Origin of the sequence: Marinobacter sp. VGCF2001 (assembly GCF_049943275.1) — a bacterium.
Taxonomy (GTDB): Bacteria; Pseudomonadota; Gammaproteobacteria; order Pseudomonadales; family Oleiphilaceae; genus Marinobacter.
Window position 1 is genome coordinate 252159 of record NZ_JBNFVX010000002.1, and the last position, 25621, is coordinate 277779.

24 protein-coding genes are annotated in these 25621 nt (G+C 61.0%); 13 read left to right on the forward strand and 11 right to left on the reverse strand.

The features are described 5' to 3' along the window. Nucleotides 1–4: 4 nt before the first annotated feature. The 4 genes from ACP2AU_RS04300 to ACP2AU_RS04315 all read right to left on the reverse strand — a co-directional run bounded on the left by ACP2AU_RS04300 (nt 5) and on the right by ACP2AU_RS04315 (nt 5168). Nucleotides 5–2350 (reverse strand): EAL domain-containing protein, encoded by a 2346-nt coding sequence (locus ACP2AU_RS04300; protein ID WP_426374786.1) that lies wholly within the window; start codon nt 2348–2350, stop codon nt 5–7. Next, nucleotides 2350–2982 (reverse strand): methylamine utilization protein, encoded by a 633-nt coding sequence (locus ACP2AU_RS04305; RefSeq protein WP_426374788.1) that lies wholly within the window; start codon nt 2980–2982, stop codon nt 2350–2352. Before ACP2AU_RS04305 ends, ACP2AU_RS04300 begins: the two co-directional genes overlap by 1 nt. Before the next feature lie 15 nt (nt 2983–2997). Continuing rightward, nucleotides 2998–3648: a hypothetical protein gene (locus ACP2AU_RS04310; protein WP_426374790.1), complete on the reverse strand. Its 651-nt coding sequence runs from the start codon at nt 3646–3648 to the stop codon at nt 2998–3000. Nucleotides 3649–3839: 191 nt separating this feature from the next. Further along, nucleotides 3840–5168, reverse strand: a complete 1329-nt coding sequence (locus tag ACP2AU_RS04315; RefSeq protein ID WP_426374792.1) for an MATE family efflux transporter — start codon at nt 5166–5168, stop codon at nt 3840–3842. 206 nt (nt 5169–5374) lie between these two features. Between ACP2AU_RS04315 and coxB the strand changes: the two genes are divergently transcribed. From coxB to ACP2AU_RS04335, 4 genes are read left to right on the forward strand one after another with little or no spacing between them, the layout of a single operon-like run. Continuing rightward, the gene (gene coxB, locus ACP2AU_RS04320) at nt 5375–6499 is read left to right on the forward strand and encodes a cytochrome c oxidase subunit II (protein ID WP_426374794.1); all 1125 of its coding nucleotides are present in this window, start codon (nt 5375–5377) and stop codon (nt 6497–6499) included. Nucleotides 6500–6556: 57 nt separating this feature from the next. Beyond that, a complete protein-coding gene (gene ctaD / locus ACP2AU_RS04325) occupies nt 6557–8140 on the forward strand; it encodes a cytochrome c oxidase subunit I (RefSeq protein WP_426374795.1) in 1584 nt (527 codons plus the stop codon). Between the two features lie 13 nt (nt 8141–8153). Then, complete coding sequence (locus ACP2AU_RS04330) at nt 8154–8750, forward strand: cytochrome c oxidase assembly protein (protein WP_426374797.1); 597 nt, start codon at nt 8154–8156, stop codon at nt 8748–8750. A gap of 16 nt (nt 8751–8766) precedes the next feature. Beyond that, a complete protein-coding gene (locus ACP2AU_RS04335) occupies nt 8767–9654 on the forward strand; it encodes a cytochrome c oxidase subunit 3 (RefSeq protein WP_426374798.1) in 888 nt (295 codons plus the stop codon). 11 nt (nt 9655–9665) lie between these two features. Here the strand turns inward: ACP2AU_RS04335 and ACP2AU_RS04340 are convergent, their stop codons facing one another. Continuing rightward, nucleotides 9666–9869: a twin transmembrane helix small protein gene (locus ACP2AU_RS04340; RefSeq protein WP_426374800.1), complete on the reverse strand. Its 204-nt coding sequence runs from the start codon at nt 9867–9869 to the stop codon at nt 9666–9668. Nucleotides 9870–9966: 97 nt separating this feature from the next. On the opposite strand from ACP2AU_RS04340, the gene ACP2AU_RS04345 reads away from it, so the two are divergent. The 7 genes from ACP2AU_RS04345 to hrpB all read left to right on the forward strand — a co-directional run bounded on the left by ACP2AU_RS04345 (nt 9967) and on the right by hrpB (nt 17868). Beyond that, nucleotides 9967–10716: an SURF1 family protein gene (locus ACP2AU_RS04345; RefSeq protein ID WP_426374801.1), complete on the forward strand. Its 750-nt coding sequence runs from the start codon at nt 9967–9969 to the stop codon at nt 10714–10716. Further along, nucleotides 10697–11338, forward strand: a complete 642-nt coding sequence (locus ACP2AU_RS04350; protein ID WP_426374803.1) for a hypothetical protein — start codon at nt 10697–10699, stop codon at nt 11336–11338. Before ACP2AU_RS04345 ends, ACP2AU_RS04350 begins: the two co-directional genes overlap by 20 nt. 12 nt (nt 11339–11350) lie before the next feature. After that, entirely contained in the window at nt 11351–12460 is a 1110-nt protein-coding gene (locus ACP2AU_RS04355; RefSeq protein WP_426374804.1) for a COX15/CtaA family protein, read from the forward strand. After that, the gene (gene cyoE / locus ACP2AU_RS04360; RefSeq protein WP_426374806.1) at nt 12457–13377 is read left to right on the forward strand and encodes a heme o synthase; all 921 of its coding nucleotides are present in this window, start codon (nt 12457–12459) and stop codon (nt 13375–13377) included. Before ACP2AU_RS04355 ends, cyoE begins: the two co-directional genes overlap by 4 nt. A gap of 31 nt (nt 13378–13408) precedes the next feature. Beyond that, nucleotides 13409–14065: an SCO family protein gene (locus ACP2AU_RS04365; RefSeq protein ID WP_426374808.1), complete on the forward strand. Its 657-nt coding sequence runs from the start codon at nt 13409–13411 to the stop codon at nt 14063–14065. A gap of 82 nt (nt 14066–14147) precedes the next feature. Then, on the forward strand, nt 14148–15350 hold the full coding sequence (locus ACP2AU_RS04370; RefSeq protein ID WP_426374809.1) for a YbfB/YjiJ family MFS transporter: 1203 nt from the start codon (nt 14148–14150) through the stop codon (nt 15348–15350). A 43-nt stretch (nt 15351–15393) separates the two neighbouring features. After that, a complete protein-coding gene (hrpB, locus tag ACP2AU_RS04375) occupies nt 15394–17868 on the forward strand; it encodes an ATP-dependent helicase HrpB (protein WP_426374811.1) in 2475 nt (824 codons plus the stop codon). Nucleotides 17869–17931: 63 nt separating this feature from the next. On the opposite strand, the gene ACP2AU_RS04380 is transcribed toward hrpB, so the two are convergent. After that, nucleotides 17932–18297 (reverse strand): DUF6746 family protein, encoded by a 366-nt coding sequence (locus ACP2AU_RS04380; RefSeq protein WP_426374813.1) that lies wholly within the window; start codon nt 18295–18297, stop codon nt 17932–17934. A gap of 153 nt (nt 18298–18450) precedes the next feature. Between ACP2AU_RS04380 and ACP2AU_RS04385 the strand changes: the two genes are divergently transcribed. Then, nucleotides 18451–19269 carry an ATP-grasp domain-containing protein gene (locus ACP2AU_RS04385; RefSeq protein ID WP_426374815.1) on the forward strand — a complete coding sequence of 273 codons (819 nt, stop codon included), beginning with the start codon at nt 18451–18453 and terminating at the stop codon, nt 19267–19269. A gap of 16 nt (nt 19270–19285) precedes the next feature. Here the strand turns inward: ACP2AU_RS04385 and ACP2AU_RS04390 are convergent, their stop codons facing one another. Beyond that, entirely contained in the window at nt 19286–19498 is a 213-nt protein-coding gene (locus tag ACP2AU_RS04390) for a putative motility protein (RefSeq protein WP_426374817.1), read from the reverse strand. 286 nt (nt 19499–19784) lie between these two features. Between ACP2AU_RS04390 and ACP2AU_RS04395 the strand changes: the two genes are divergently transcribed. Next, nucleotides 19785–20960: a type III PLP-dependent enzyme gene (locus tag ACP2AU_RS04395; RefSeq protein WP_426374819.1), complete on the forward strand. Its 1176-nt coding sequence runs from the start codon at nt 19785–19787 to the stop codon at nt 20958–20960. 79 nt (nt 20961–21039) lie between these two features. Here the strand turns inward: ACP2AU_RS04395 and ACP2AU_RS04400 are convergent, their stop codons facing one another. The 4 genes from ACP2AU_RS04400 to ACP2AU_RS04415 are packed head-to-tail and all read right to left on the reverse strand — an operon-like array spanning nt 21040 to nt 25539. Then, a complete protein-coding gene (locus ACP2AU_RS04400) occupies nt 21040–22242 on the reverse strand; it encodes a CynX/NimT family MFS transporter (RefSeq protein ID WP_426374821.1) in 1203 nt (400 codons plus the stop codon). Between the two features lie 11 nt (nt 22243–22253). Beyond that, entirely contained in the window at nt 22254–22649 is a 396-nt protein-coding gene (locus ACP2AU_RS04405; protein ID WP_426374823.1) for an ectoine synthase, read from the reverse strand. A 50-nt stretch (nt 22650–22699) separates the two neighbouring features. Next, nucleotides 22700–24130 (reverse strand): GTPase/DUF3482 domain-containing protein, encoded by a 1431-nt coding sequence (locus tag ACP2AU_RS04410; RefSeq protein ID WP_426374825.1) that lies wholly within the window; start codon nt 24128–24130, stop codon nt 22700–22702. Then, nucleotides 24127–25539 carry a DUF2868 domain-containing protein gene (locus tag ACP2AU_RS04415; RefSeq protein WP_426374826.1) on the reverse strand — a complete coding sequence of 471 codons (1413 nt, stop codon included), beginning with the start codon at nt 25537–25539 and terminating at the stop codon, nt 24127–24129. Before ACP2AU_RS04415 ends, ACP2AU_RS04410 begins: the two co-directional genes overlap by 4 nt. Nucleotides 25540–25621: the final 82 nt, after the last annotated feature.

Consider the following 25621-nt stretch of genomic DNA (forward strand, 5'->3'; position numbering starts at 1 on the left):
TTCCTTAGGTTGGAGGCGCGAGTTCGGGTAAACGTTCCGCCAGTGTCCGGGCGGTGTCGGGCAGTTGCTCCGCCGGCACCGGGCGACCCAGGCCAAAGCCCTGGCCAAGGTCGCAGTGCCACTGCTGCAGCAGCTTCCAGGTGTCGAGATCCTCGATGCCCTCAGCCACCACCTGCAGACCCAGGCCATGCGCCATATCGATGGTTGAGCGCACAATCAGCTGATCCTGGGGTTGGTTGGTGAGCTGCAGCACGAACGATTTGTCGATTTTCAGCTCCTGGACTGGCAACTGCTTTAACTGGGACAACGATGAATAGCCGGTCCCGAAATCGTCGACGGAGAGGCTCACACCCAGGCCCCGGAGCTTGTCCAGCGTGCGCAATGCCGCCGCAGGATCATCCATGACGGCGCTCTCGGTCACTTCCAGTGCGACACTTCCCAGGCCCAGCGGAAGGTCGCTGAAACATTGACGGACATGGTCGGTCAGGCCCTTCCAGGCAAGATCCATGGCCGAGAGATTGATGGCCACACCGAATTCAAGGCCTTGCCTTTGCCAGTGCCAGGCGTCCCGGGCCACGAGCTGCAGGATATGGGCGGTGAGGGTCTGAATCTGGCCGGAGCGCTCGGCCAGGAAAATAAACTCCTCGGGTGAGACAAAACCAAGCTCCGGATGAATCCAGCGCACCAGAGCTTCAACTTGTACCAGTTTGCCCGTTCTGAAGTCCAGTTTGGGTTGATAGTGCATGACCAGCATATCGTTCACGATGGCCGTGTGCAGGTCGGCGATCAGTTTCAGCTGCCGAAGGTGGTTTTCGTCTTCACCGGGCTGATAACGGATAACCGCGTCGGGTTCGGCCCGGGCTTTTTCGAACGTCAGATTCAGGCGGCGCCGGAACTGGTTCCGGTTGGTGGCATCCCGGGGCAAAGCGAGGGTAATCACCGAAATTTTCAGTGAGAACGGGGTGTTGTCTACCGGCAGCGGCGCGCGTACCTGTTCCGCCAGATCGCGGGCCCGGGCGTCCAATTCCTCTGTTGTCCTGTCCGGCAATATCAACAGAAACTCTTCATCCCCCGTGCGGGCGAGTATCCGGGCCTCCGGCACCAGTGATTTCAGGCGCTCCGCCATGCCCAGCAAAACCGTATCGCCCAGTTCCAGGCCAAGACTGTCATTGATTTCGGACAGCTCATCCAGGCGAATGCCGATAACGCTGCAGCGAGAGCCGGTGGCAAACACCTGCTGACAAAACTCCAGCAGTGCATTGCGATTGGCCAGTTCGGTCAGCTCGTCGTGAGTGGCGGCAAAGCGGATTTGCTCTTCTCGCTGTTGCAGCCGGGTAATCATATCTCTGAAGGCCTTGCTAAGCTGCGCCAGCTCCCGACTGCCGGCGACCTCCGGCGGTGCTGTGGCGGCACCGTTGCCGTCTCCGACGGATCGGGCATAGTCTGCCAGTTGTCGCACCGGGCGCCCGAGGGAGCGGGCTATATAAAGGGCGATGACAATGGCGAACACCAGAATGCCCGCCAGAAGCAGGACAATCTGGGTGGCCCGTGTCTGGAACCGCGCCATACTCTCGGCCCGGCTGACCAGCAGGATGGCCTGTATGCCCTCAGCCTCGGCAGTATCCAGTGGAATCACCCGGGTAAAAAATTGAGGATCGTTCAGGAAACGGTTGGCGCCTGCGGCGCCCGACAAGGTGCCCTTGGCGGCTTCGCCCCCGGCGCTGGTAGCAAAAATGCGGTAATCCGAAACCCCCGGCTCCGGCGACCGGAACATCACGCCGGTATCTGAGAGCCGGGCAATGGTGTTTGCCAGTGCGTCATTCAGCGCGAAGGCCGCGATCATCCACGCCCGGAGGCCCGGGGCCTCAACCGGCAAGAGAATCAGTTCGTAACCCTGACCGGAGACCGTAACCAGCCATCGGGCGTAGCCGCGCTCATGGGCTTGTCGAAACAGCGGAGCGGAGGGGACCCCGAGCGGCTGATCGAGGGTCGAGGCCAGCGGCTGTTTCTGTTGATCCAGAATGACCCCGAAGGCGGCACCAACCCGGCCGATATGATTTTCCAGGGTGCTGGCCAGGGTGGCCGGATTGGCGCTGGCAATGGCGGAGCGGAAGCCGAAATCCTGTGTCAGCACGAGCAGGCGCGAGAGTTCCAGGGTGGTTCGGCGCTCCAGCACTTCGCGGGTCAGTCGCTCGCCGATATCCAGTTGCACAAACGCGCGGTTCTGCTCTTCTTCAAATGCATAGAGGGTGAACAGCACGCCGATGACGAGGCTGACGACCACCACCAGTGCGGTCATGGCCGCAACCAGCTGCTCCCGGAAACCCATGGTGGCAGTTTTCCTGAACATCATAGATCCCGGAATCGGAGTTGAAGCTGGTCCAGTGGTGACTGAGGTTCGGGCTCGGGTACCAGATCCAGGCGGACAGTGGCAGAAGGTGGCTGAACATTTAATTGCAAAGCCCGGATGTTGTCGGGCAGCCTCGAGTGCCACAGGTTAATGTCGACGCCGGCCCCCTCCGTGCCGGGCACGTTGAGGGTGATTCGCCCATGCTTGTCCGTGACGCCATAGGCGGCGTTCGACATGACCAGGATAAAAGCCTGCATATGATCGTGAATGTTGCAGCCCAGTTCGACAATCCCGGGTGTGGGAAAGGAAACCGGGGCTTCCGGTTGGCCACTGTAGAGTTCGAGCTCAAAGGTCTTGGCCGGCGAAAATGAATAGACATGATGCTCGGTACGATCATGGTTCGGGAAGTCGACGGTGGAACCTGCCGGTATGATCAGCAATTGCGGCTCGAACTGGCGGTTTTTCTGGCCCATTTCGGCGCTGACAGGCTGGATGTCGGGCCCCTGATCGAGAAAAACGACTGCGTCGCTGACCGGTCCTTCGGCCGAGGTAACGGTAAGCGCAAGCTCGCGGGCCATGGCCTGGCCAACAGGGAACAGCAGGCATATCAGTATCAGACAACGGAAATTCATCGGATTATCGGGTTCTCAGTGAGCAGCGGGGCCAATACAGAAGTGGATATGGTTGCGTTCCAGAAGATTTTCCCAGTAGTGCCGCATCCAGTCCCAGGCCCGATTATTCACCTGCTCGACAAACGGGTCCAGGTCCAGGTTGTAATAATCCGGCGTGCCGGCAATCTGCAGTACGGTCACGGTGATGGCATCGTCCAGTTCGTTGGCGAAAGGTTCACCAATCAGCTCATGCACCAGCAGATTGGCACGGGTGGCTTCCAGGTCAATCAGCTCGCTGGCCCGGATGGAGCGGTTGTTGTCGTGCATTTCCTCCATCAGCCGGTGGCAGAGGTAGGCGCGTATCAGCAACCCATCCAGGCCATCGTACTGGACCAACAGCACCGAGGGCTGTGTGAAGTAACGGATGGCAGCGTCAATAAACGGCTGGAACAGCTCGGTGGTGCCCGCTTCGCGCGCGCAGGCATCGACACATTCGATCAGTCTCGGTGCCATCTCGATGTATTCTACCGCGAACTGGAACAACGAGGTGGCGGGCTGATAGCCATCAACCACCACAGACCCGGGTAGCCGGGCGGCTTTCTCTTTCATCTGGCGTAAAAAGGCGCCGGAGCGTGCTTCCTGGCGCCTTGCCTGATCAATGATCTCAAGGACGGCCTGTGGTGTCATTTCAGGGGATGCCAAAGTCTGAGCAAATTGAGGTCGCAAGGCGCCTCCCGTTCTGTCACGGAGTAACCGGCGGCAGGAAAGCAGGGGCTGGCTACCGCGACATGCCTGCCATTTCTGAGTAGTGTAGCCAAGATTTGCCGCCTTGTTGTCCGAGCCCGAAAATTTAACCGCCACGCCTATGGCGTGAGCCTTCAGGAGCGCTCGAACCACCGGCCCTGGCGGGTGTAACGCCAGCACAGCCAGCCCATGCTGGCTGCCCGCGCCAACATCAGCATGATCAATGCGAACCAGAGGCCGTGATTGCCCCAGCCGGTGGTTAGCCACCACACCGGCAAAAACACGCCGAGCGCAGAGAACAGCATGGTATTCTGCATTTCGCGGGTGCGGGTGGCGCCGATGAAAACCCCGTCCAGGAGAAAGCCCCAGACCGAGGCAAATGGCAGCAGCCAGAGCCAGGGCAGGTACTGCCAGGCGGTGGTGCGCACCTCTTCCAGCCCGGTCAGCAAGCCGATCAACCCCCTCCCTCCGAGCACGAACACCATGGTCAGCAGCAGTGCGCCCCAGACGGACCAGCGCAGGGCGCTGCGAAATACCAGCCGGAACCGGCGTTCACTGTGCTGGCCGACGGCCTCGCCCACCAGCGCCTCGGCGGCGTTGGCAAAACCGTCCAGCGCGTTGGAAATCACCAGCAGAAAGGTGATCAGAACCGCATTGGCGGCGAGAATGACATCACCCTGCTGGGCCCCCTGTGCGGTAAAGAATGCCAGCACCAGCAGCAGGGCGATGGTGCGAACCATGATGTAGCGGTTGACTCGCAGGATGGTCAGATAATCCGCCAGCTGGCCGAATAACGCCCGGGTCAGCCGCTGGCCGGCGGGCATCCGCCGGAGCACAATGGCAAACCCGATCAGCGCGGCACCGTATTCCGCCATCACCGTGGCCATGGCGACACCGCGGCTGTTCCAGCCGAGCACCGTGACAAAGAAGACATCCAGCACGATGTTGATGCCGTTGGCGATAATCAGCATGACCATCGGGCCGCGGGGAAACTGAGTGCCAATCAACCATCCGACGAGGGTGTACTGGCACAGCACCGCCGGTGCGCTCCAGATCCGGATGGCCGCGTATTCGGCCGCCAGAGTGGCTACCTCGGGGCTGGGATTCATCAGCTGCAGGCCAATCCGGATCAACGGCTGGTGAAACAGAATCAGCAACAGCCCGATGCCGATGGCCAACAGAATGGAGCGCAGCAGCAAGGCGACCTGGGCAAAGGCGTCGCGCTTGCCCCAGGCCTGGGCCGCCAGCCCCGTGGTGCCCATGCGCATGAAACCGAAGGTCCAGTAAAGAATGCTGAACAGGTTGGCGCCCACGGCGACCGCGCCGAGGTATTCCGGGCTGCTCAGATGCCCCAGCACGGCGGTATCCACCAGCCCCAGCAGGGGGACGGTGAGATTGGTCAGCATCAGCGGCCAGGCCAGGGCCCATAGGCGCCGGTCAATGAGGCCGGGATTTCTCCACATATTCTTTACGCTTATCAAAACGTTTGGCTTATCTTATTTGGATTTAAGGATTTTTTAGTCTTTTTTTGATCCGTGTCTATACTCAAATTTGATGTATCCGTAAGCAGGCTTTCACTCTGGCGTTTTTCAGTGGTTGCGAGTGCCATCGGAAATGACAGAGGGATGACGCAAAATCCGACAATAATAACACTCTGTGGAGACACAGTATGCGCGTGCATTCCAAGCGGGCATTAGCCCTAGCCGCTGGTCTGTTGTCACCGGCTGTGGTCATGGCCGACTGGACCATGAACCTGTCGCCCGGGGTAACCGGCACCAGTAACCAGATTTTCAGCCTTCACATGACCATTCTCTGGATTTGCGTCGCCATTGGTGTGGTGGTATTCGGGGTTATGTTCTGGTCGATCTTCGCCCATCGCAAATCCCGGGGTGCCAAGCCCGCCAACTTCCACGAGAACACCGTGGTCGAGGTACTCTGGACCATCATTCCCTTTGCCATCCTTGTGGCCATGGCGATCCCCGCCACCGCAACACTGATCGAGATGTACGACACCACAGAGTCCGAGGTAGACATTAAAATTACCGGGTACCAGTGGCGGTGGCAGTATGAATATATCAACGAGGACTTCGGTTATTTCTCCAGCCTGTCGACGCCCCGGGCGCAAATCGAGAACCGTCAGGCCAAGGGCGAGAATTACCTGCTGGAGGTGGACAACCCGCTGGTGATACCGGTCGGCAAAAAAGTGCGTTTTCTGCTGACCGCCAATGATGTGATTCACTCCTGGTGGGTGCCGGAATTCGGCGTGAAAAAAGACGCGATCCCCGGCTTTATCAACGAAACCTGGACCCGGGTGGACGAGCCCGGCACGTATCGCGGCCAGTGTACCGAACTGTGCGGCAAGGATCATGGCTTTATGCCGGTAGTGGTCGAGGCGGTGCCAGAGGCGGAATACAACGCCTGGGTAGCGGAGCAACGCCAGGCTGCGGAGCAGGAGCGGCAGTTAACCCAGAAGGACTGGACTCTGGAAGAACTGATGGTTCGTGGCGAGAAAGCCTATACCAGCGCCTGTGCGGCCTGTCACCAGGCAGATGGCAGCGGAATGCCGCCAGCTTTCCCGGCACTCAAGGGTAGCCAGGTTGCTCTGGAGGATATGGCGGCGCACATCGACATTGTGGTTAACGGTGTCTCTGGTACGGCCATGCAGGCGTTTGGTGGCCAGTTGAGTGAGGTGGACCTCGCGGCCGTGATTACCTATGAACGGAATGCCTGGGGCAATAACACCGGCGAGATGGTGACACCCAAGGAAATTTTCGATTACAAGAACCAAGAGTAGTCGGCACCGGATAATAACAATCACCAGCCACGACAAAAGGCGGTAACGGGGGTTTTCATGAGTGCGGTTGCAGATACCCACAGCCAGGAACATCACCACGGCCCGGCCAGAGGCATCAGCCGCTGGTTACTGACCACCAACCACAAAGACATCGGGTCTATGTACCTGATCTTCAGCTTTGCCATGTTCCTGCTCGGCGGCAGCATGGCGATGGTGATCCGGGCGGAACTGTTCCAGCCCGGCCTGCAGATTGTCCAGCCGGAATTCTTCAATCAGATGACCACCATGCATGGGCTGATCATGGTGTTCGGGGCGGTGATGCCGGCCTTCGTGGGCCTGGCTAACTGGATGTTGCCGTTAATGATCGGTGCGCCGGATATGGCACTGCCGAGAATGAACAACTGGAGCTTCTGGCTGCTGCCCTGCGCCTTCCTGATTCTGGTTTCCACCCTGTTCATGCAAGGCGGCGCGCCCAACTTTGGCTGGACCTTCTACGCTCCGCTTTCTACCACCTACGGTCCGCCCAGTACCACGTTCTTTATTTTTGCCATTCACATCATGGGCGTTTCCTCGATCATGGGTGCCATCAACGTGATTGCCACCATTCTGAATATGCGTGCGCCGGGCATGACCCTGATGAAAATGCCCCTGTTTGTCTGGACCTGGCTGATCACCGCGTTTTTGCTGATTGCCGTGATGCCGGTGCTGGCGGGTGTGGTGACCATGATGCTGATGGATATCAACTTCGGTACCAGTTTCTTTGATGCCTCCGGTGGCGGTGACCCGGTGCTGTTCCAGCACGTGTTCTGGTTTTTCGGGCATCCGGAGGTGTACATCATGATCCTGCCGGCGTTCGGGGCTATCTCCCATATCGTGCCGGCGTTCTCCCGCAAGCCGTTGTTCGGTTATGCCTCGATGGTGTATGCGGTGGGCGCCATTGCCCTGCTCTCCTTCCTGGTGTGGGCGCATCATATGTTTACCGTCGGCATCCCGTTGGCGGGGCAGCTGTTCTTCATGTACGCCACCCTGCTGATTGCTGTTCCCACCGGAGTGAAGGTGTTCAACTGGGTGACCACCATGTTCCGGGGCTCCCTGAGTTTTGAGGCACCCATGCTGTTCGCCGTGGCCTTTATCATTCTGTTTACTATTGGCGGGTTTTCCGGGCTGATGCTGGCCATCGCCCCGGCAGACTTCCAGTACCACGATACCTACTTCGTGGTGGCTCATTTCCACTATGTGCTGGTGCCGGGCGCCATCTTCGGGATCTTCGCTTCCGCCTACTTTTGGCTGCCGAAATGGACCGGCCATATGTATGACGAAACCCTGGCCAAGACTCACTTCTGGTTGTCGTTTATCGGCATGAACCTGGCGTTTTTCCCCATGCACTTTCTCGGGCTGGCGGGGATGCCCCGGCGGATACCGGATTACGCCCTGCAGTTTACCGACTTCAACATGGTCTCCAGCATCGGGGCGTTTATGTTTGGCGCCACCCAGCTGTTGTTCCTGTTCATCGTGGTGAAGTGCGTGCGGGGCGGCGAGAAAGCAGCCGCCAAACCCTGGGATGGTGCCGAAGGGCTGGAGTGGACCGTTCCGTCGCCGGCGCCTTATCACACCTTTTCAACACCGCCGGAAGTGAAATAACCGGGAGGCCCGTATGGCTCAGCCAGAAACATCACAGGGTAAACGCGGTAATGGCCGGGTGATTGCCTGGTGCATGGGCGGTGTGGTGGGTATGTTCGCTTTCGGATTTGCCCTGGTGCCGCTTTACGATGTGTTTTGTGAAATCACCGGCATCAATGGCAAGACCGGAGGGCGATACGAGGCATCGGTTAGCAGCCAGGTGGATGCCAATCGCACCGTGACGGTTCAATTCCTGGCGAGTAACGGCCCGGGAATGTCCTGGGAATTCCGACCGGTGACCCGCAGCATCAAGGTGCACCCCGGTGAGCCGGTGACCGTTAATTTCTACGCCGAGAACGGCAGTGACCAGGCCATGGTCGGGCAGGCGGTTCCAAGCCTGTCTCCGTCCGAGGGCACCCTGTACTTTCACAAGACCGAGTGTTTCTGTTTCAACCAGCAGCCCCTGGAAGCCGGCGAAAGCACAGAAATGCCTCTGGTGTTTATCGTGGATCCGGAACTGCCGGAACACATCACCAAGCTGACACTGTCCTACACCCTGTACGACCAGAGCCAGAAGGCCGAGGTGTCGGGTGCCGCCGGGGCGGCAAAAACAACCAACAATAACGGCTAGGCCATCGGAGACAGCTATGGCGGATCACCAGACCTACTACGTTCCCGAACAGAGTAAATGGCCGATTGTGGCCACGGTTGGCCTGGGGGTAACCCTGTATGGGGCCGCAGCCATTATGGTCAATGGCAATCAGGGCGAAAGCACCACCGGGTCCTGGATCATGTTCTGGGTGGGCGCGCTGATCATGGCCTATATGCTGTTTGGCTGGTTCGGCAGCGTGATTCGTGAAAGCCGGGCCGGGCTTTACAGTGACCAGATGGACCGTTCCTTCCGCTGGGGCATGAGCTGGTTCATTTTCTCCGAGGTGATGTTCTTCGCCGCGTTTTTCGGGGCCCTTTTTTATGTGCGTGTGTTCGTGGTGCCCTGGCTCGGAGGCGAGGGTGATAAAGGCAGCACCAATATGCTGTGGGAAGGCTTCCAGGCCAGTTGGCCACTGATCAACAACCCCAATCCGGATGTGTACCCGGGGCCGAAAGCTGTGATCGGCCCCTGGGGTCTGCCGCTAATCAACACACTGTTACTGGTGACCTCGTCGTTTACGGTCACCATCGCGCATCACGCTCTGAAAGCGGGTAACCGGGCGAAAGTGAAGCTCTGGCTGACCGCAACCATCGCCCTGGCCGTGGTGTTCATGTTTGTCCAGGGCTATGAGTATATGCATGCCTACCGGGACCTGGATCTGACCCTGCGGTCTGGCATCTACGGCAGTACCTTTTTCATGCTCACCGGTTTCCACGGCGCGCACGTGATGCTGGGCACCCTGATGCTGGTGATCATGCTGATCCGGATCGCGAAGGGGCATTTCACCGCCGATAACCATTTTGGGTTCGAAGCGGCGGCGTGGTACTGGCACTTTGTGGATGTGGTCTGGTTGGGGCTGTTCGTGTTTGTGTATGTGCTGTGAGGCGGCCCACGTCAGGGCGTTGGGTTCAACGTGAGGTCGCCGGTCCAGAGTGCGATCAGTATCACCAGCAACAGCAACACGCTGAGGGAGACCCGCACCGCCAGGGAGTTGACCACACGGTTGGTTTTGCCGCCGTCGCGAATGAGAAAAAACAGCCCGCTGAACAGGCTGATGATGACGGCAAACAGCAGTATGACAATCACGAATTTCAGCATGGGGTGCCCGGTCGAGTCAGTTTGTCGGCTTGATGACGCGGCGATGGTCAGGATGGCGCGTCCGGCGTGTCACTTCACTATAGCAGAGCAGCGGTAGGTGGGTTTCAGGTCTGGACATTGGCACTTTGACTGGCGTTTGCTGGTGTTTGCGGGCGTATTTCTGCCACTACTGTTCAATCTCGGGGTGTGGCAACTCAATCGTGCGGAGGAGAAGGCCCGCTTGCTGCAGGCCTGGACGACCGGGGTTGCCGAGGCTGACTGGCAAGAGATGTTGGCAGGCGGCCAGCTTCGGCAAGGCCAGCCCGTGATGCTCTCTGGCTGGTACAGCGGGCAGACATGGTTGCTGGATAACCGGACCCGGGACGGCCGCGCCGGCTACGAGGTGCTGACACTGTTTGAGCCGGTGTCAGGCCCGCCGGTGGTAATTAACCGGGGCTGGTTACCGGCGCCTGCGCACCGCCAGCAACTGCCGGAGATACAGACACCGGAGGTGCTGTTGAGTTTGCAGGGGCGGTTGGCGGTCTATCCGGAACCGCCGGTTTTGGGCGATCAGGAACCGGCTGCCGGAGGATGGCCCAGGCGGGTGCAGGCATTGCCGATGCAGCGGGTGCAGGCGCTGGGTATCCAACCGGCGCCCATGACGGTGCATCTGGCAGACAGCCAGCAGCCGGGTGCTTACCGGGCAGACCGCGCGCCGGATGTGATGGGGCCGCAAACCCATTACGGGTATGCGTTCCAGTGGTTTGCGCTGGCGGCCGTACTGACTATATTGACCTTGGTGGCGAGTTATAAAAAAAATAGCGAAAGACCCGAGACAGGAGCCGACAATGACAACGACAACGGCTGATGCCCTGCCCGACCGGGAGGGCCCCAACCCTGAACAGATCCGGCGAGGCCGGCGCACCGCCTGGCTGCTTTTTGCGGTCGGTTTTGGTCCGATGTTGGTGGCCACGGTGATGTTCTACACCGGCTGGCTGAACCCGGCCGGACAGACCAATCAGGGGCGGCTGGTGCAGCCACCGGTACCGGTGGCGCAGCTGAACTTGCAAACCGCCGATAATGCCCCGCTGCAAGCGCGGTTCGGCGCCGATCTGACCGACCCGAAATGGCTGCTGCTGGTTGCCGCGGAGCGTTGTACCGAGGCTTGTGAGCAATTGTTGTACCTGTCTCGCCAGGTCAACATTGCGCTGGGCAAGAACGCGCCCCGGATCGGCCGTGCCGCCGTGATTGGTTCCCTGCCTGCCGACCTGGCACGGCGGTGGCCCGAAGAATACCGGTTGATGGAGCGGCTACAGCCGGTCGCCGGAACAACGCCAGCCTGGCCTGGGGGGGTCGAACCCGGCCAACAACCCAGAATTCTCCTGATCGATCCGTTCGGTAACATCATGATGCATTACGGCACCGAGCACACGGGCAAGCAAATGCTGAAAGATCTCAAGCATCTGCTCAAACTGTCCCAGATCGGCTGAGGTGGCGCAGCAATGACCGCATCCGATTCGACGGAACTGTCCCGGCCCATCGCCCGGAAACTGGCGCTCTGGGCCACCCTGGCCTGTACGCTGGCGGTGGTGGTGATCATGTTGGGTGCCTGGACCCGGCTGGTTCACGCCGGTCTCGGCTGCCCGGACTGGCCGGGCTGCTACGGGTTTCTGACCGTGCCCCAGAGCGAAACCAACATCGCCATTGCCAACGCCCGCTTTCCGGACACACCCGTGGACGTGTCCAAGGGCTGGCCAGAGATGATCCATCGTTATGCGGCTGGCACTCTCGGTTTGCTGGTGTTCGGCCTCGCAGCGGTATCGGTTCGCCACCGCCGCGCTGGTCTGCCGGTCAAACTGCCCTTGTTTATTGCCGGATTTATCATCTTGCAGGCCGCGTTCGGTATGTGGACGGTCACCCTCAAGCTCTGGCCTCAGGTGGTCGCCCTGCATCTGTTGGGGGGATTCACCACCCTGAGCCTGCTGTTGCTGCTGACGCTGCGCCTCCGGCGACAGGCCCTTGGCCGGCAAGCGTCCGGGCTTTCGGTGGCCGGCTCTCTGGCCCGTTTCCGGCCCTGGCTTTATGGTGGTTTGTTGCTGGTGATTCTGCAAATTGCACTGGGTGCCTGGACCGCGGCCAATTACGCCGCCGTGGCCTGTACCGACCTGCCCACCTGCCAGGGCCAGTGGTGGCCTCAGGGCATGGATTTCCGGCACGGATTCGATCTTACCCAGCACGTGGGCCCCAATTATCTGGGGGGGCAATTAACCAGTGACGGCCGGGTGGCTATCCATGTCAGCCATCGATTGGGTGCGTTGGTGGTTCTTGCCTACCTGGGAGTGATGCTGACCCTGCTCTGGCGTCGACGCGGCCAGAGTGGCCTCGATAACGCCGTCGTTCTGGTGGCCGTTGCACTGGCGCTCCAGTTCGGCCTCGGGCTGACGAATGTCTGGCTGCACATCCCTCTGATGATTGCCGTTGCCCACAATGCCATGGGTGCCGGCCTGTTACTGTCGATGGTGCACCTGATCTGGCGCCATCATCAGCTGGTACAGCCAGCAATGTCCCCCGCACCCCACACAACAACGATAAACCGGGAGGTTACGGCATGAGCGAGCAAGTGAAGATGTTGCCGGTCCATAACTCAACAGCCACGGCTGGCATTTCTTGGCGTGATTACCTGGAACTGACCAAGCCACGGGTGGTTGCGCTGATGATTCTGACCTCGCTCATCGGGATGTTGCTGGCGGCGCCGGGTGTGCCGGGCTGGAGCGTGCTTGTGTTTGGCAATCTCGGTATTGCGCTGCTGGCCGGTGCGGCGGCGGTGGTCAACCATGTGGTTGACCAGAAAATCGATACGGTCATGGCCCGCACGCGCAAACGCCCGGTGGCCACCGGGCGGATAGCCCCGTTCGACGCCTTGCTGTTTGCCACGGTGCTGGCCGCTCTGGGGATGGTGGTGCTGGTGTGGCAGGTCAACGAGCTGACTGCCTGGCTGACCCTGGCTTCGCTGGTGGGCTACGCCGGTATCTACACGCTGTTTCTGAAGCGCGCCACGCCCCAGAACATTGTCATTGGCGGCCTGGCCGGGGCCATGCCGCCCCTGCTGGGCTGGACCGCAGTCACCGGCCAGGTCGAAGGCCATGCCTTGTTGCTGGTTTTAATCATCTTCGCCTGGACGCCGCCGCATTTCTGGGCCCTGGCGATCCATCGCAAAGAGGAGTACGCCAAGGCGGGTATCCCCATGCTGCCGGTTACCCATGGCAACCATTACACCGAATTGCACATTCTCCTGTACACCCTGATGCTTCTGGCGGTCAGCCTGCTACCGTTTGTCACAGGTATGTCCGGCGGTATTTACCTGGTGGGTGCGCTGGCGCTAGGCTTAAGGTTCTTGCAGTATTCGGTGCGTCTGTTACGTGGTGATGACCGTCGGGTTGCCTTGAACACCTTCAAATATTCCATCACGTATCTGATGGCGCTGTTTGTGGTACTGCTGGTGGATCATTTCGTGTTCATCGCGGCCTGACCGGCAGTGATGGCTTTGGTGGGGAGGCCCTATGGGGCGGTCGATTCGGATTACGCTGTTTGCTCTGCTGTTGCTGGTAGTACTGGTGTTTGGGCTGACCGTTGGCCGGCAGGTCTTTCTGGTGGGCGACGAGCCGGTGCCGGCACCGGATCTGAGCCAGTACAACACCTATGTCTATGAACAGCCACGCCCCCTGGTGCCTTTCTCGCTGGTCAGTGAAGAAGGTGAAACCGTTACCCGGGACGACCTGAAAGGACGCTGGACTTTTGTGTTTGTGGGTTACACCAACTGCCCGGACATCTGCCCGGCCGCCATGGCCAATCTGCGCCGCACCGATCAGTTGCTGGCACCGGAACTGCCGCAACCCGATTACCTGCTGGTCTCGGCAGACCCGGAGCACGACACACCAGAAAAACTCCGTGCCTACACTGATTTCTTCGGTGAGCATTTCCACGGTCTGACTGGCGATCTGGAGACACTGCGCGAGGTTGCCAAAAGCGTCAGTGCAGTGTTTGTGCATCGGGAAGTCGATGGTGAACTGCTGGTTGACCACAGTGGTCATTTCGCGTTGCTGAACCCCGAGGGTGAACTGCAGGCCCTGATCCAGCCGCCTCACAAGCCCGAGCAGCTGGCTGAAGCTTTCGAACGCATCTATCAGTGGGCCAACGCCAACCGTCAGCCAGGCTGAGGCCAAGGTCTCACTGACAAGTCTCCGCCAGTATCCTACACTGCCCGGCTTCCGTTCATAACCAGACGACCGGGCCCAAGCCATGAGTGCTGCAAACACCCCAACCCCCAGGCAACTGTTTACGGTTCTGCTCGCCGGCAGTCTGGTGCTGCTGGTGGTGCACGGCCTGGGTCGGTTTATTTACACGCCCTTGCTGCCCTATCTCGTGGCCGACGACCAGTTCAGCGCGCCGGACGGTGCCGCCGTCGCCACCTGGAACTATTTGGGCTATCTGATGGGGGCGATGCTGGCGATCCGCTGGCATCGCATCGATCAGATCCGGCTTATGTTGCCCTTGTTCCTGGCGGTTCATGTGGTGACCACGCTGATCGTGACCCAGACCGACCAGCTGACGGTGATTTCCGCCACCCGCTGGCTGAACGGTGTGGCGAACGGCGTGGTATTCGTCCAGGCGCCAGCCTTGATTCTGGAATGGCTGGTACTGCGTAACCGGGCCTCTCTCAGCGGTCTGGTCTATATCGGCGTTGGTGTAGGGCTGCTGGTGTCCAGTGGTTTGGTCACCGGGACCGCCGGCCTGCTGGAAGGCGCGGAGCGCTGGTGGCCGGCTGCCCTGTTGTCGATTCCGCTGGCCTGGTGGGGTGCCATGCAGTTGCGGCATCTTGAGGTGCCGGTGCGCCAGCACGATGACTCCGGCAAGGCGGTGGTCAATACCCCGTTGCTGGATCGCGCCAGCATTCCGCTGTTCCTGTCCTATGCCGGGGCGGGCCTGGGTTACATCCTGCCCATGACCTTCCTGCCCCTGTTGGCAAAACTGGAATTGCCTGAGGGCCACGCCTTGCTGGACGGCACCTGGGTGATTGTCGCCCTGTTCACCATCCCGGCGCCCTGGCTGTGGAACAAGCTGGGGGCCTTGATGGGAGACTTGCCCGCCCTTCGCCTGAATTTTCTGATTCAGCTGGCCGGTGTGCTGGCCACCGTGGTCTGGCCTGGTGCCTTGGGATTGGTGTTGTGTGCCGCCCTGGTCGGCAGCACCTTTCTGGGCACAGTATTGCTGACCCAGCGCATCGGCCGCGCCCTGCATCCCCATCAGGGCCCGCGCCTGTCGGCGGCGATGGTGGCACTGTATGGCTTTACCCAGATGGTCGGCCCCTGGCTGACCAAACAGTGGCTGGATGCCGGCGGTACGCTGGTGTCGGCCTTCGGCATCGGAGTGGTAGCACTGGCATTTGGCCTGGTGTTCGCGTTCTTCGTGCCCCGGCCTGAAGCCTGGCACGCCCGCTCCTGAGGCATGGTAAACTGCGGCCACATTCCAGCAAGCGCCCAGCACCATGCTCCCGATTGATGCCATTCTCCCGGAACTGACCAGCACGCTGGCCCGGACCACCACCGCTTTGCTCCAGGCGCCGCCCGGCGCGGGTAAAACCACCCGGGTGCCGTTGGCCCTGCTGGATGCACCCTGGCGCGATGGCCGCAAAATCCTGATGCTCGAACCCCGGCGCTTGGCGGCCCGGTCCGCGGCGCGGTATATGGCGAAGCAGTTGGGCGAAGCGCCCGGGCAGACGGTGGGCTATCGCACCCGGCTGGATACCAGGGTTTCCGGCCATACCCGGATCGAAGTGGTGACCGAGGGCATACTCACCCGCCTGATTCAGAACGATCCCATGCTGGAAGACTACGCCGCTGTTCTGTTTGATGAATTCCATGAACGCTCCCTGCAGGCCGATCTGGGCCTGGCCCTGGTGCGTGAGAGCCAGCAGGCGCTGCGGGAAGACCTGCGCCTTCTGGTGATGTCCGCGACACTGGATACCGCGCCCATTGCCAAGATGCTGGGTGATGTGCCGGTGATTTCCAGTGAAGGCCGGGCGTTTCCGGTGGATGTCCTTTATCGGCCCTTGTCCCGCAATGCCCGGATGGTGGATCAGGTCACGGCGGTGGTGCTGGAGGCCCTGGAAGACCAGCCTGGCTCGGTGCTGGTGTTCCTGCCCGGGGCCGGTGAAATTCGCCGGGTGGCGCAACAGCTGGCGGGGCAACTGCCGGAAAACGTGGTGCTGGCACCCTTGTACGGTAACCTCAAGGCTGAGGAACAGGACCGGGCCATTGCACCGGCCCCGGACGGTTCTCGCAAGGTGGTCCTGGCCACTGCCATTGCAGAGACCAGCCTGACCATTGAAGGCGTTCGGGTAGTGGTTGATGCCGGCCAGCAGCGTCGGGCCGTGTTTGATCCCAACAGTGGCATGACTCGCCTGGTCACCGGCCGGGTGTCCAAAGCCTCTGCCGAGCAGCGTAAAGGCCGGGCAGGACGGGTCGAACCGGGCGTGTGCTACCGGTTATGGAGCGAGTCGGAGCAGTTCGGCCTGGCTGACTTCACGCCAGCAGAGATTCAGGAGGCGGACCTGGCACCGCTGGTACTGGAGCTGGCCCAGTGGGGGGCTCGTTCACCGGATCAGGTGGCCTGGATTGACGCGCCGCCACAAGCCCACTGGCAGCAGGCGGTCGATTTATTGCAGTGGCTGGATTTGCTGGATGCTGACGGTGCTATTACCGATCACGGCAAGGCCGCCCGGGATCTGGGGCTACATCCCCGTCTGGCCCATATGGTTATCCGGGGCAGGGCTCTGGGGTTTGACCAGCTGGCAGCGGAACTGGCGGCATTGCTGGAAGAGCGTGACCTGCTGGGGCCCGGCTCCGGCGCCGATTTGCACGAACGGATCCGGATGGTTCGGGGAGAACGGCCACCCCGTGGCCTGGATGCGGCCCGGTTGCAGGCGGTGCGGCAGGGGGCGAAACGGTTGTGCCGGGAGCCTGCGTCTGGGAACGTGCCGGCAGCAACCGAAGTGGGGCGCGTGCTGGCTCAAGCCTATCCGGATCGCATTGCCCGCCGCCGTTCAGGCGAGGCGCCGCGCTACCAGCTCAGTAATGGCAAGGGAGCGAGCCTGAGGGACGGTGATCCGCTGGCCCGGGAGGATTGGCTGGTGGCTGCAGACCTGGACGGCAAGGCCCGGGAGTCGACGATTTATCTGGCGGCGCCAGTGGATCTCGCGGATCTGGAGCAGGACCTGGCCGCGCACATACAAGAACGGGAAGAGGCCCTCTGGGACGACAAGCGGGGCACGGTGGTGGCGCGTCGCGTACGCAAGCTTGGCGCCCTGATACTGGCGGAAAAGCCGTTGCAGCAGGTGGACCCCGAACTGATCCAGCAGGGTTTGCTGGATGCCGTGCGTCGCAAAGGACTGGATCGGTTGCCCTGGAACGAGGCCGCCCGCCAGTGGCAGGCCCGGGTGCAGTTACTGGCCACGCAGTTCCCCGGCCACTGGCCGGAGGTGACGGACTCTGCCCTGCTGGCCGGCCTGGAAAACTGGTTGGCACCGTTTATGGCCGGCATTCAGCGCTGGTCGGATCTGGCCCGGCTTGATCTGATATCCGCCCTGAACAGCCTGCTCGATTATCCACAGCAACAACAACTGGATGCACTGGCTCCGAAAGCGCTGGCCATTCCCACCGGCCAAAAGGTGACGCTGGATTACACCGCCGACAACGGCCCGGTGCTGGCCGCCAAGCTGCAGGCCCTGTTTGGCTGGACCGAAACACCGATGGTGGCTGGCGGCCGGGTGCCCGTGGTAATCCACCTGTTGTCCCCGGCCCAGCGCCCGCTCGCGGTTACCGCAGACCTCGCCAGTTTCTGGCAGAACGCCTATCCGCAGGTGCGCAAAGAACTCCGGGGTCGCTACCCGAAACACCCCTGGCCGGAAGATCCACTCACGGCCCAGGCTCAGCAGGGAACGAAAAAACGCTCCGCTGGCTGACGGGCCCATGGCAGGCTCCGGTTAGTCAGTGAGTAATAACCGGAGCTCGGCAGCCCGTGGCCGTTACCGGATGATGGACCGGCTCTTTTCCAGATACACCGCACCTTGCTCTTTCACGGTATCCGGAGCCGCGTGCTCGGAAGCCTTGTGCACTTTCTCCAGCCGCTCGGCAATGCCCTCCAGCTCATGCTCCAGTTTGCCCAGGGCATTTTCCAGGGTGTAGGTGAGCTGGTGAACTTCGTTCATGGCCTCTGGTGTCAGATCACCGGCCAACACCTGCTCAAGCCGGTTGTTGTACTCGGAGAAATTGGCCACGGCCTGTTCCAGGGTTTTTGAGGGCTCGCCTTTGTAGTGATCGTACTCATCGTCGCCAAAGGCAGGCAGGGTGAACAGCAAGGTGGCGGCGGCCAGCATCAGGTGTTTTGTCATGGAAGGCTCCTCATTAGTGACAGCTAATGCGAATTATTGTCAGTATCATTAACTGCCGCCATGAGATCGGTCAATTTACGCATAAAATAACCCTTGCCAGGGTTCCAAAGCTGGATAAAATGCAGCCAATTTTCACTCTGTGCGGCTGTCACCATGCACCTTGTCTCATTCAACGTGTTCCGTACCCTTGGCTTTCCCGACACCACTGTGCTGAAGCCCGAGCATTTCCTGCGCTACAAGCCCCTGTTGCAGGAGGCAGACTGGGTGCTGTTTCCGGAATACTGGCAGATCAACGCCCTGGTGCATGGCTTAAAGTGCCGGGTGTTTCCCAGTATCGCCAGTTATCGCATTGGTCACGACAAAGTGGAAATGACCCGCGCCTTTCAGACCGTGGCCCCTGAGCACACCCCCTGGACCCTCATCGAAGGCAACGGGCCACAGGAACGTGACAGGTTGTGGGACGCCATGGCTCTGCCCTTTGTGGCCAAACTGCCCAAGGCCAGCATGGGCGAAGGTGTGTGGCTGATTGAGACCCGGGCCGACTGGCTGAAGTACTGTGATCGCACAGACGTTCTCTACGTGCAGGAATACCTTCCGATCGATCGGGATGTGCGGGTAGTCGTGGTGGGTGATCGGGTTGTGACCGCCTACTGGCGTACCCAGGCGGAGCAGGGGTTCTACAACAACGTCGCCAGGGGTGGCCAGATTGTCACCGGCGACGTGCCGGCGGCTGCTACCGAGTTGGCCCTGCGTCTGGCCCGGGAACTGGAAGTAGACCATGCCGGTTTTGATATTGCCCTGGTGGAAGGCTATCCCTATGTGCTGGAATTTAACCGTTTGTTCGGCAATCAGGGCCTGGGTCAGGGCGGTGATCTGAAAGACGCCATACTGGGTTATCTGCAGCGCCAGAGCCGGCCCCAGGACCCGGATAGCCCCACCGAGCCAACGCCGCCGTGGCCAGTGGCGGTCTGAGGCAGAGACAAACCGGTCAGGCCCGCACGTCGATCATGCTGCCCACATTATCTGAGGGGTTGGCGCCGGTTGTCGCAACGGATGTTTGTGTCAGGCCTTCAAGCAACTGAAGCGCACCTTGCTGGGCGATGTCCATGGACTTTTTCAGAACGGCCAGTTCCGCCTGTTCCTGAACCTGTTGCTGTTTGATCTGGGTATACCCGGATGCGATTGCGGCGATATCAGACACATCCACCTCCAATGCTCAGTGATGAAGCGTGACATTAGCATGATCCCTGGCCGGTGTCGGTAGCTGTTAACCGACAGTAACAAGGCCGCCTCGTTTTCATAAAGCCCAGGCCTGAAGCCTGAAATTCAAGATTCGGGCGGGCAGTTCGGGTGTGCGTTAATGGGTATAACTGCGCATTTGCGGTACCCCGGGAAAAGCCCGAAGATCGCGAAATCTGATGGGTGCTGCAGCCGTGCTGTGGCGCCTTTTTTTATGGTTGTTTGCCCCAGGGAGGGACACACCACCCATGCTCCAGACCCCGAACGCCGATATTGCCGACTACTACAGCGCCGAGACCTTCAAGCGGATCAAAGACTTTGCCGATGGCAAGGACACCCCGTTCGTAGTGATCGATACCCAGACCATTGACCGTCAGTATGATGAGCTGGTCGAAGGGTTCCCGTACGCTAGCGTCTACTACGCGGTGAAGGCCAACCCTGCCCCGCAGATTCTTACCATGCTGCGGGACAAAGGTGCGAATTTCGATATCGCGTCAGTGTATGAACTGGACAAGGTAATGGCCCTGGGGGTGACCGGTGACCGCATCAGCTATGGCAACACCATCAAGAAGGCGAAAGACATCCGTACCTTCTATGAGCAAGGTGTACGCCTGTATGCCACCGATTCCGAGGCAGACCTGCGTAATATTGCCAAGGCGGCCCCGGGCTCGAAGGTGTACGTGCGCATTCTGACCGAAGGCACCCTGACCGCCGACTGGCCACTGTCCCGTAAGTTCGGCTGCCAGACTGACATGGCCATGGATCTGCTGATTCTGGCCCGGGATCTGGGCCTGGTGCCCTACGGCGTGTCGTTTCACGTGGGTTCCCAGCAGCGGGAAATTGGCGCCTGGGATGCGGCTCTGAGCAAGGTGAAGGTGATTTTCGAGCGCCTGAAAGAAGAAGATGGCATCGAGCTCAGGATGATCAACATGGGCGGCGGTTTCCCGGCCAACTACATTACCCGCACCAATGAGTTGGCGGTGTACGCCGAGGAAATTGCCCGGTTCCTGCACGAAGACTTTGGCGACGAGTTGCCCGAGATTATTATCGAGCCGGGTCGGTCACTGATTTCCAACGCTGGCGTGTTGGTCAGTGAGGTGGTGCTGATTTCCCGAAAATCCCGCACCGCGCTGCATCGTTGGGTATTCACCGATGTCGGCAAGTTTTCCGGGCTGATCGAGACCCTGGATGAGTCCATCAAATTTCCGATCTGGACTGAGAAAACCGGCGAGGGCGAGGACTGCGTGATTGCCGGGCCGACCTGCGACAGCGCCGATATCATGTACGAGCATCACAAGTACCCGCTGCCGCTGAATCTGGCGATCGGGGACCGGATGTATTGGCTGTCTACCGGCGCCTATACCACGACTTACAGTGCCATCGAGTTCAACGGATTTCCTCCGCTGAAGGACTACTATATCTAGATCTGGAGTCTGGCCGCCCGGCGGCCGTTCCGGCTGGATAGGGGGAGCCCGCCAGGGAGAATGGGCATCCAGAAAAGGATCAGCTTACGGGCTGGTCCTTTTTGCGTTCCAGATCCAGGGTGAAGGCCAGCGGTAACACCAACAGGCTATAGGCAATCATGGTAAGAATGGCGTGACGGGTATCGCCGGTCCAGTCGGCGATGACACCGCCCAGCATCGGCACCGAAAAGGCCATGGTGTAGCCGACGAGAAAGGTGCCCGCCGACAGTCGACCGGTTTCGGCGGAGCTCACCAGCAGGGGAGGCAAGGCGACCATCAGGATCAGCAGCATACCGGCCACGCAACTCATAAAGGTCGCACTGGCGATCGACCACCAGCCGTCGAGCAGCAAAATGCCAATGGTGCCTGCAATGCTCAGGCTGGCGAGAATGATAATGGGCCCGCGCCGCCCTACCCAGGCCCTGGCCATTTTCAGCATCAGCAGGGAGGCCGCGACCTGGGCCACGTTGTACCAGAACAGGGCTTGCGGGAGGCGGTCAAACTGCCCCTGTTGTTCCAGCAGATTCCCCATATAGGCATTCAGGCCAAAGAACATACAGCCCGACAGGCCCAGCAGCAAACCAAGCCGGAGCGTCAGCGGGTTCTTCCAGTCCGGCAGCCAGGCTCCTTTACGGGCGGGTGGCGCCAGATCCCGCTTGGGCAGGTACAGGGCCGCCGCTACCAGCAAGGCTGGCAACGTCCAGGCAATCAGCGTGGCGCGCCAGCTGTTGTCCAACAGCGGCATGACGAGCGGCAGGGTGATACCGGCACCGATAAATTCGCCCATCAACAGGCCGTTCATGTAAATGGCAGAGCCCAGGGCCACGTGATGGGGCTGAAGCCAGCGCGGCAGCAGAGCCGGTAGGGCGGGTTGCATCATGGCTATCCCGAGGCCCATCACGGCGCTGGCGACCATCAGAGTCGTGGCGTCTGGCACCAGGCCCCGGCTGGCGGAGCCGATGACCATGATGACCATGGCCAGTGCCAGGGTGTTGCGCGGACCCAGACGGGAGATGGCCAGCGACCCGGGCATGGCACCAATGGCCAGCATCAGGATAGGCAGCGTGGTCAGGGCACCGGTGAGCACCTGGCTCAGCGCCAGCTCGTCGCTGATAAAGGGGGCCAGCGGCGGCGCGACCAGGATCGGTATACGCAGGTATACGCCGGACAGCCAAAGCAACACCGCCACCGGCAGCAGTTTGGCTGGCGGCGGCGGTGTGGTCGTGGCAGATGAAGAAGCCACGGCGGCGCGAATCAGTCTTCGCTGGTGTCGGGCAGGTAGGCGCCGTCTTCGTCGTGCACTTCACGCCCGGTGACGGGTGGGTTGAAGGCGCAGATCAGGCGCATATCTTCCGTGCCACCGTACAGCGTGTGCTGGTCGTGTTTGTCGAGTGCGTACAGGGTGCCGTCGGTGATTTCGTGGGTCTCACCGGTGGCTTTGTCGAGAATCTTGCCGTTACCGGCCACGCAGTAGACCGCTTCGAGGTGATGCTTGTACCAGAGATTCAGTTCGGCACCGGCCGGAATAATGGTTTCGTGGAAGGAGAAGCCCATGCCGTCTTTTTTCAGCAGCATCCGGCGGCTGGTCCAGCCCGGCCCCTGAACTTCCCGTTCGGTACCGATGATGTCTTGCACACGTACAATTTTCATTTGCAATCCCCATTATGTGATGGAACAGCCTTACAGTATAAACACGCGCCTCAGGCTCGGTTCAACCGCCAGTCGTCATAAGCGGTCATCGCCCGTTCGATGGCAGCCGTGAATTTTTCCCGGCCCTGGTGGCTGAGAGGGCGCTGTCTGCGGCACCGATCGAAGGCCCGCTGCAACTCCCGCCGGCTGGTTTTGTCGAGCTGTTCCAGCCAGTGGTGGTCGGCCGGTTCCAGTTCCAGCAGCTCACGTCCGGCGTGGTTGCGGTGACTGATATGCCACCAGTGATCTACCGCCCGCCCCAGAACCACGTAGCCAAACTGGCTGTCCTGGACCGGCCCGAAGCTGGCAGTTTTCAGGCCATCTTTTAATGGCCCGATATTCAGTGCCGGCAAGGTGAAACGATCGCCGTAGAAGTAGCTGCCGGCGGCGCCGATTAGACCGCCGACCAGCGCGCCGGCACCCAGTGATGAGCCAAAGGTGACGGCATCGATACCCGCACCGCCAACCGCTCCGGCGCCGAAACCTGCGGTAGCCAGGTAGCGTTTACTGACGGCCCAGTGTTTGCGGGTATCTTCGGCAAACAGGTCGTGCTGGCTGTGCCATTGCAGCTCCGCTTCCTGGCGCCGGATGCGCTGGTGCTGGTACAGGTGTTCGATGTCGATCCGGAGGCTCTGCTCGCGCCGTCTCTGGTGCCGATACCAGCGATCCCGCAAGGTCTCGGCCAGCGTGGCATCGCTGGTTTCGGCCACCTGGTTCAGGGTCAGCGTGCGTTGTTCCTGGTGGGACATCAGGTCTTCAAGGGCCCGGGCGATCAGGCCAGCCGACTGGTGCCGGCGTTGCTGGCGCTGATCGGAAAGGAAACGGGTTGCTTCCTCCAGCGCGGTTTCCCAGTCTGGCTCCAGCTGGCCGAAGGCCCTTAACAAACTCAGATGTTGCTCGAACGGTGCGCGAACGGCGTCGAACTTGCGGACAACCTGGAAGAACTGGCCCAGGGCGGCCTGCCAGGTGTCGCTGAAATCATCGGGACCAATACTGTTGATGAGCGCCAGGCTGGGGCGCCCGGTCCAGCGCAGAATAGTCATCTCGGCCTCATGTTCCGAGCTGTAGGGCACCGAACCATCCACCACGTAGATGATGCCCGCGCCCTCCACAACCGGCGCCAACAATTCGCACTCGTCCACATAGCGGTCATCGCCGCGATGCTGGAGCACAAACGCGCGCACCGTTTCCGGGTGATCCGAGGCGGCTATGCTGTGGGCCTCCAGCCATTGCAGCACGCGTCGCGGACGCTGGAATCCGGGTGTGTCCACCAGGGTGTATAACGTCCGGCCGTCTACCGACAGTGGATAATTCTGCCGTGCCCGGGTGGTGCCCGGCTCCAGCGCGATGGCGATGGCATCGTTCTGGGACAGAGTGGCGACGACACTGGATTTGCCCTTGTTCGGATGGCCGACAACGGCAAAGACCGGCGCTTTGGTCATGGCTGGAGACTCCCGTTCAGATAGCGGGGCGGTGCATCGCCCGGAAGCAGCGCAACCGATGCAAAGCCAGGGGTCAGGCGCTCCGCGAACCGGAGCCAGGGTTGCACCAGATGCGCGGAGGGCGTCCGGGTTGGATGATTGGCCAGTGGCACAAGCGTGATCCGGGTATCTGACGGCCAGCGGGTGCGCCCGGCATCCAGAAAATCGTGTAACTCCCCGGTTGGCGGTTCCCAGCTGCGGGTAACCACCAGAATGGTGGGGCTTTTCCCATCAGCGCGCTCCTGGGCCACGGCCGCGAGGACGGCGTCATCCTGGGCCAGCGTGGCCCGGCCGCCGGCGCGGTAGGTCAGCGTGTCCGGCGCTAACAGTTGTAGGGGCAGCTCCGGCTCGCCGGCGCCGGCCCAGCAGATCACGATCCTGGATTCCGGCAGCGCCACCGGGCGCAGCCCGGTGCGGGTATCCGGCAGATCTTCGGCGTCGTTGTGGCTGCTACCGGTATCCAGGGTGGCGGTTTCCATGCGGTATAGCAGTGCCTGCATTCCGGGATGGGCGGCCAGCAGTCGTCTGGCGCGATGGCGCAACAGGCCGTGACTGAACAGCAGCATCAACGCCCGGGGAACCACGGTCCAGGTCAGCCACAGCATGACCACGAACGGCCACCACTGGCCCCAGCGAGCGGGGGCGATTGCGGAGGAGCCCGTCGTTGCCCGGAAGAACCGGGTAGCTTCCACCAGTTCCAGGGACGGCACGGCCGATGGCCACAACCAGGCCCAGGGGGCGGCCAGGGCACTGACCAGTTGATGGTAGCCGGCCGCGGCGGTCTCCAGCGTGGTGCTCCAGCCAAAGGCAAGATCCCGAACCACCACCATCAGCAGCAAAGTCACCAGGCCGGCCAGGCCGAAGGCCAGGCCGCCAGTGTGGGCGGCACGGGCCATCATCAATGGCTGCAGCGAGGCCCGGGTGGGGCTGGCCGGTTCGCGGTCAAGTCGCTTCAGCAGCGAGCGCCAGGGTTGCCAGCCGAGGAGCGCCTGGGCTGTGGTCGCCAGTGCCAGTATCAGTTGGAACAGCACGAACGCCAGCATCATGGTGATGTTGATGCGTTGGCCGCCTTCGTAAAACAACAGGCCGAGCATGGTGACGGTCCCGATCAGGCAACCGCCGGCAAAAAAGCCGCTGTTGAGCCGGCGCCAGCGCCGAAGCTCCCGATCGCCGGCGCTGACGGCCTGGCCAGGCCCGGACAGGCGGTCCATATGCGCCAGCCAGCGTGAGGCGTTCGGGTTAACCCCCTGTTGCTGGCAGTCCAGGGCAAAGCGGCGGTCTCGCCGGTGAAGGAAGCCGGGAGGCTGCTCCCTGTCACGCTGGATGCGGGCATCGAAATCCAGCAGTAGACGAAGGGGGTTCTGGCTCATTCAGTGTCCTGGTGGCAAGTTCGTTAGTGGGTGCTTTGCTGCTAGCATATAAGCAATCACGATCCTGATACCAGCCAACGGA